Annotated in this window: 5 protein-coding genes; 3 read left to right on the top strand and 2 right to left on the bottom strand. The window is 69.9% G+C overall.

What is annotated here, in order from left to right; all coding sequences use genetic code 11:
* Positions 1-541: SDR family NAD(P)-dependent oxidoreductase (locus QH470_RS33015; RefSeq protein ID WP_280276299.1), on the bottom strand; the 541-nt coding region annotated here is incomplete at its 3' end.
* Between the two features lie 375 nt (positions 542-916).
* Here QH470_RS33015 and QH470_RS33010 point away from each other — a divergent pair.
* A complete protein-coding gene (locus QH470_RS33010) occupies positions 917-1,771 on the top strand; it encodes a bifunctional 5,10-methylenetetrahydrofolate dehydrogenase/5,10-methenyltetrahydrofolate cyclohydrolase (RefSeq protein WP_280276298.1) in 855 nt (284 codons plus the stop codon).
* A gap of 87 nt (positions 1,772-1,858) precedes the next feature.
* Positions 1,859-2,932: a hypothetical protein gene (locus QH470_RS33005; RefSeq protein ID WP_280276297.1), complete on the top strand. Its 1,074-nt coding sequence runs from the start codon at positions 1,859-1,861 to the stop codon at positions 2,930-2,932.
* 34 nt (positions 2,933-2,966) lie between these two features.
* Here QH470_RS33005 and QH470_RS33000 read toward each other — a convergent pair whose 3' ends face one another.
* Positions 2,967-3,707 (bottom strand): L,D-transpeptidase, encoded by a 741-nt coding sequence (locus tag QH470_RS33000; RefSeq protein WP_280276296.1) that lies wholly within the window; start codon positions 3,705-3,707, stop codon positions 2,967-2,969.
* Positions 3,708-4,008: 301 nt separating this feature from the next.
* Here QH470_RS33000 and QH470_RS32995 point away from each other — a divergent pair, with 301 nt between their 5' ends.
* On the top strand, positions 4,009-5,187 hold the full coding sequence (locus tag QH470_RS32995; protein WP_280276295.1) for an alpha/beta hydrolase fold domain-containing protein: 1,179 nt from the start codon (positions 4,009-4,011) through the stop codon (positions 5,185-5,187).
* Positions 5,188-5,357: the final 170 nt, after the last annotated feature.

The following is a 5,357-nucleotide window of genomic DNA, read 5'->3' as shown; positions in this document are numbered from 1 at the left end:
CCTTGCGGGTTTGGGGGTTCTTGCTGGCCGTGTAGTTAACCATTACCGTTTGAATATTTATGCCCGCGCCCGAGCTTATCTGTATTATCGAGCCGCCGGGGCCGCCGTCGATGATGTGCCGGGCGCCCGCGACCACGGTGTTCCAGGTCCCGGTCACGTTGATGTCCATGACATCCCGGAACGAGTCGGGGGTGATGGCGTCCCAGGGCTCGGGGACGCAGATGCCGGCGTTGGCCACGATGGTGTCGAGCCGGCCCAGCGTCGCGACGCCGTCGTCCACCACCTTGCGCAGGCCGTCCAGGTCGCGGGTGTCGACGGCGGCGGCGAGGATGCGGCGGCCGGTCTGCTCGACCAGCCGCACCGTCTCGGCGAGGTCGTCGGGTGTCGCGGAATCGTAGGGCACCGACGGGGGCAGCGGCCCCGCCACGTCGATGGCGATGATGTCGGCGCCCTCGCTCGCCAGGCGCACGGCGTGCGCCCGCCCCTGCCCTCGCGCCGCGCCGGTGATGAATGCGACTTTGCCGGTGAGTCGGCCGCTCACGTGCCCCTCCTCGTATCGCCGTGCGCCGGAGCCGAGTCCCGCGCCCGTGGCCGGGCCGATGGGAGGGCACTGTCGTACGGTATATCGTAAGCACAACGGTAGTTGTCTGTGAGTCACTCTATGGCCGCCGCGCCCCCCGCGCAAGAGCACTGTCGCGCATGCGCCGCCCACCCGGTCCTCAAGGCGGACAACGTTATCGGGCACGGAGGAGTGGGCGCGCCGGCCGGGCGGCGGCTCACCTACCTCGGCGAGGGCGCCAACTCGCCGTGGGTTGTGAGTGGTCGGCATGGCCTCACCCGGTATGAGCGAGGAAAGCGGGGACGCGCGGAACTGCCGCTGCGGGGCTCGGTCCGCCGACCGTTAAGGTGGGCATTCGTGGACACGACTTCGCTGACCGGCAAGGAACTCGCCGCCGCACTCAACGCCGACACCAAGCAGCGCGCCGCCGCGCTCACCGAGCGCGGGAGTGCGCCGCGGCTGGTGCTGGTGGTGGCCAACGACGATCCGGCCAGCGGCTGGTATGTGGGGTCCCTGCGCCGCGCCGCGGACCGCCTCGGAATCGCCTGCGACACCGTCGATCTCGGCGCCGACGCCACCGCGGACGCGATCCGGGCCGAACTGACGAAGCTGAGCGGCGATCCGGCCGTCGACGCGGTCATGCTGCAGACGCCGCTGCCCGCCGGGGTGGCCCTGGACGACGTCAGCTCCGCCATCGCCGCGGCCAAGGACGTCGACGGGGTGAGCCCGCTGTCGCTGGGCCTGCTCGCGGCCGGTCTGCCGACCTTCCCCCCGGCCACGGCCGAGGCGGTCGTCGAACTGGCCAAGCACCACGAGATTCCGCTCGCCGGCCGGCACGTCGCGGTCGTGGGCCGCTCGAACGTGGTCGGTAAACCGCTGGCGCAGTTGCTGCTGGCCGAGAACGCGACCGTGACCGTATGCCATTCGCGCACGGTGGACCTGCCGTCGATCACCTCCGCCGCGGACATCGTGGTCGCGGCCGTCGGCCGCGCGGGCCTGATCACCGGCGAGCACGTGCGCGAGGGCGCGGTGGTGATCGACGTCGGCACCAACGAAGGCCCGGACGGCGGCATCGTGGGCGATGTGGACGCGGCGTCGGTGCGGGGCCGAGCCGGTGCGCTGAGTCCGGTGCCGGGTGGCGTCGGGCCGGTGACCACGGCCTTGCTCATGCGGCACGTGGTGCGAGCGGCGGAGTCCGGGCGCGCGGAATAGCCCGCGCGGCGCGGTCGGAAGGGCGGTATCCTCCGGTGGAATGAGGGCGAAAGTCCTTGCGCGCCGGTGTGATCCGAGGGGGAGCCGATGACCTTGCAGCAATCTCGTCGCGGGTGGTTGCGCCGCGCGGCGCTCGTCACCGTGGCGATCGTGCTCGCGGTCGCCGGCGGCGTGGCGGGGGCCTCGCTCGGCGGTACGACGGCGGGCCGCGCGCAGCCGGTCGGGGCGGGCCACGACATCGACGGCGACAACTTCGACTGGGATCCGTGCGGTTACCTGAGCGCCGAGATGTACGGCGACCTGGCCGAGCGCGACAAGACCGGCCGGCCGCGCATCCAGATCAAGCCGCACAACTTCGACACCTGCGAGGCGTCGATCGACCTGCCCGACAGCCCGCGGCTGCTGACCGTGGTGGTGACCAAGCTCCAGCGCGGCACGGGCAACGAATTCGAACGCGACGACGAATACACCGTGCGCGCCGAGGGCGACTGGAAGGTGGCCGTGCAGCGCGCGCCGCAGCGCGGTGAGTGCGCGCGTGTGGTGTATTCGGCGGACACCTCGTTCTCGATCCGGTCCCACGCCGACCGCCCCGCCGGCGACCGCGTCGACCCGTGCGCCGCCGCCGAGCGCGCTACCCGGTCGCTGCTGACCGTGCTGCACACCGGAGTCGTCGGCACACTGGATTTCCCGCCGCAATCGCAAGGCCACGGCGACCTGTGCGGCGCACTGACCGAGGCCGACGTCACCACTGCCGTCGAGTTCCCCGGCGGGCGGTCACAGCGGCCGGGCCGCCGGGCGGCACACGAATGCGCGTGGCGATCCACCGCCGAGGACGGCCGGACCGCCGAGGTCCTGTTGCTGACCCATCTCGACGTGTCGCCACCGCGCGCGCTGGGCCCCGCTTATACGCGCACGACGATCGCTGGCCGCGACACCCTCATACACCGGGTCACGACCGTAGGGACGTCCTGCGTCGCCGTCCTGGAGGGCTGGACCTGGCCGTCGTGGCCCGGCAACCAGTTGTTCCAACTGGACTATCCGGCGCCGAAAGCGTTGGTGGAGAACACTACTCTGCTGGTGCGCCCCGCGAACGGGAACATCGATGACGCCTGCCGCGCGGCCGAGGCGCTGGCCGCCAAGGCCTGGCCTCGGATGCCGTGACCCGGGCGGGCCAGGGCATCCGGCGGCCGGTCGATTACCAGTGCACCGTCACCGGGTCGCCCACGGCGACAGTGTTGTAATACCACTGGGCGTCGTCGGGCGGCAGGTTGATGCAGCCGTGGCTGACATTGGAATTGCCCTGCGAGTCCACCGACCACGGCGCCGAGTGGACGAAGACGCCGCCCCAGGTCAGCCGCTCCGCGAACTCACCTTTGAGCAGGTAGCCGTCCGGATCGCTGAGCGGGATTCCGATGGTGCGGGAGTCGAAGGTGATACTCCGGAACTTCTCCATCACCGGGAACGTGCCGACGGGTGTCTCGTGACCGGGCTTGCCCATCGACGCGGGCATCACCCGCGGCGGTTGACCGGGTACGTACACGGTGAAGGTGTGCGCGGACATGTCGGCGTCGGCGGTGGTGCCGCCGCCGGTACGGAAGTCCGTGCGGGCGTTGCCGACGGTGACCGTCAGCGGGGTGTTCGCGGGCAGGAATCCGGCGGGATGCCAGACCAGCTCGCTGTCACCGTTCCATGTGAACGAGCCGTCCAGGCTGCCGACCCGAACCGCGTGCTCGGCGCGTGCTCGATCGGCGACCGGTGCGGCGAAACGCACGGTGACCGGATGCGCGATGCCGACGACCGCGCCGTCGGCCGGTGTAATGGATTGCACGGGCGAGAGCTGCGGTGCCACCCTCACCGCCGCCGCCGTACCGGATGTGATCGCGGCGAGCGCCGCGATCGTGATCGCCAGGAACAGATGCCTGATCATGTTCCGCATGGCTCCACCCCCTCAGGTGGTGTGGTTATGAGACGTTCATCCTAGATCTCCATGATCATGTTTGCCTCCGGAAAGTGTTCGGTTCGTAATCAAAACGCGGCCTGTCGCAACATGTCTCGCAGCAGACCGGATGTTATGGGCGTACCCGTTGTCCGGGTCGGTAACCGGACATAACAGACGGTTGCGCGGCGTGCGGCCGACCCGCTCCGTAGCATCGGGGATCGTGCTGCGAGGCGAGGCGGAGGCCGCAAGTGAGGGAACGGCGGAGGGGCCGCGGCCGCGGCGGCGGTGGTGGACGCCGGTGCGCGGCCTGTTGTTGTCCGTCGCGGTCCTGCTGGGTCTCTACACGCTGCTCGCACAGCTGTTCGCCCTGCTGCCGGTGCCGTGGACGCGCCCGCTGCTGCGGGTGGGGTTCGCGCAGGTCTTCGTGCTGGGTCTGGGCTGGTTCCGCGACTGGCTCGGGTCGTGGAACGTCGTGCTCGCCGGCGCCGCGGTGCTCGCCGCGCTGCTGGCCGTCCGGCTGCGGGGGACGTGGCCGTCCGGGACGATCACCGCGATGACGGCCGTGGGGATGGTGATGTGCCTGGTCACCGCTGTCGGGCTGGCGTTGTCGGCGCACGCGGCGACCGGCAGGTGGGTGCTGTTCGCGCCGATTCCGCTGGTTACGGCCGGTAAGTCGCCGAACGAGACGGTTACTTACGCGACCGTCGACGGTGCGGCGTTGCGGGCGGATCTGTATTTGCCCGCCGGGCGGGCGGATCCGGCGCCGCTGGTGGTGAGCATTCACGGCGGGGGATTCGTGGGTGGTAGCAGGGGGCCGAGTCCCTACAATCACTGGCTCGCCGAGCAGGGGTACGCGGTTCTCGATGTGGATTACCGGCTGTCGGATGTGGATCATCCGCGCTGGGATACCGAGGATGCCGATGTCGGTTGCGCGTTGACCTGGGCGGTGGGGCATGCCCGGAAGTACCGGTGGGATCCGGATCGGGTTGCGACGTTCGGGGGGTCGGCGGGGGGCAATCTTGCTGTCAATGTGGCGTTCAAGGCTAATGCGGGGCGGTTGCGGCCTAGTTGTGGGACTGCTGGGGAGGTGCCGAAGGTGCGGGCGGTGGTTGCTGTGTATCCGGCGGTGGATTTGAGTGGGTCTGCGGGGGATACGGCTGAGGGGGAATCGCTTTCTCGGCGGTATTTGGGTGGGCCGGTGGGGACGTATCCGGAGCGGTATGTTGCGACCGACTCCGGGGCGCAGATTACGCCGGATGGTCCGCCTACTCTGCTGTTTCAGGGGCGGGGGGATCATCTGGTGTTCGCTTCGCGGACAAGGGGATTCGCGGATGAGTTGAGGGGGGCGGGGGTTGCGCATCGGTATGTTGAGCTGCCGTATCTTGACCATGGGTTTGATGCGGAGGTTCTCAATACGGGTGCTCAGGTTGGGCGGGTGATTGCGCTTGAATGGCTGGACCGCTATGTGAAGGGCTGAATTTTTGGCTGTATTTTTGGCCTCCGCTTCGCTCCGGCGGGTTTTAGGCGCCCGTTGTGGAGGGGGGTTGTTGGGGGCGCGGGGGCGCGGCCCGGGCGGGGCGGCCGGGGCGCGCAGACACCCCCCCCCCCGCCCCCGCAGGGAGTGGGGGGGGGGGGGGGGGGGGGGGG

The sequence above is a fragment of the Nocardia wallacei genome (genome assembly GCF_029868745.1).
Taxonomy (GTDB): domain Bacteria; phylum Actinomycetota; class Actinomycetes; order Mycobacteriales; family Mycobacteriaceae; genus Nocardia; species Nocardia wallacei_B.
Note: the sequence above shows the minus strand (reverse complement) of the source record. Positions and strands in the feature narration are given on the sequence as shown.

Coding starts and splice junctions, on each gene's coding strand:
- QH470_RS33005 (WP_280276297.1), top strand. CDS start 1,859: ATGACCTTGCAGCAATCTCGTCGCGGGTGGTTGCGCCGCGCGGCGCTC.
- QH470_RS33000 (WP_280276296.1), bottom strand. CDS start 3,707: ATGCGGAACATGATCAGGCATCTGTTCCTGGCGATCACGATCGCGGCG.